Source organism: Polaromonas sp. P1_E1_2 (assembly GCF_056406035.1).
Genome location: NZ_JBFUAZ010000916.1, coordinates 1 through 1,083, shown reverse-complemented (window position 1 = coordinate 1,083; position 1,083 = coordinate 1). Strand labels below are relative to the sequence as shown.

2 protein-coding genes are annotated in these 1,083 nt (G+C 58.4%); both read left to right on the top strand.

Going from position 1 to position 1,083, the window contains the following annotated elements; genetic code table 11:
* The coding region (locus AC1D1P_RS24070; protein ID WP_477674752.1) for an FHA domain-containing protein at nucleotides 1–344 on the top strand (344 nt) is incomplete at its 5' end.
* Nucleotides 345–403: 59 nt separating this feature from the next.
* Nucleotides 404–1,083, top strand: a 680-nt coding sequence (locus tag AC1D1P_RS24065; protein ID WP_477674751.1) for a CHASE2 domain-containing protein, incomplete at its 3' end; no start/stop codon positions are given.

Sequence of the window (1,083 nt, the reverse complement as noted above, 5' to 3'; positions counted from 1 at the left end):
TTATCAAGGCTGGCTCTGCCGGTCTTGTGCCTCCGGCGCCGACAGGTTCGCCAGCGGCATCAACTGAAGCCGGTGGTACGGGCCTCACGGCGGCGATCAAAGTGATGTCAGGTGCTGCAGCTGGCCGTGAAGTGGCATTGGTGAAGGTAGTCACAACCATCGGAAAGCCCGGGGTCGCAGTTGCCGCCATTACCAAGCGGCCGCAGGGTTTTGTCGTTGCCCATGTAGAGGGCACTGGCAAGCCCACGCTTAACGGAGCTCCCATCGGGGCTGAGCCGGTTGTCCTGAAAAATGGGGACATGCTTGAGCTGGCCGGAACGCAAATGCAGTTCGTCCAACACTGACATTGGTGTTGAGAGGTCTCGCACCAAGCGGACCGCAAGCACCCTTCAAACGAGGTCGCATGAGACTCCTCTTCCGGCACTGGCCTCGTATCGCCGTCACGTTGATTCCGCTGGTRTTTGCATTGATGCATGCCAGCGGGGTCGCTCGCATTGGTGTTCTGCARAGGTTGGACGACATCATCTACGATGCACGCCTGCGCGCGACCATGCCGCATACACTGGACGAACGCATTGTTATCGTTGACATCGATGAGAAGAGCCTTGCGGAGGTGGGGCGGTGGCCTTGGGGCCGTAACAGGTTGGCGGAGCTGGTCGAAGAGCTGCAGGATCGTCAAAAAACGGCGCTGTTGGGGTTTGATGTCGTATTTGCCGAAGCCGACGAAAGCTCGGGTCTAAAGCGGCTCAAGCAGCTTGCACAGGCGGAGCTGAAAGATCAACCGGGTTTCTCGGAAAAACTCAGCCAGCTGCAGACCAGCCTGGATTACGACGCGATTTTCGCGAAAGCGATCGAAAAACGCCCCGTCGTGATGGGGTATTACTTCACCAGCGACAGGGATGGCCGGGTCAATGGCGTTTTGCCGCCACCGGTTATGGGCAGCGATGCGCTTGGTGGCCGTCCTATCAAATTCACCAGCTGGAACGGATACGGGGCCAACATTGAGTTGTTGGCCAAAGCGGCCCCTTTGGGAGGTTTCTTCAACTCCATTACCGAGGGCGACGGTGTGGTGCGCTCTATTCC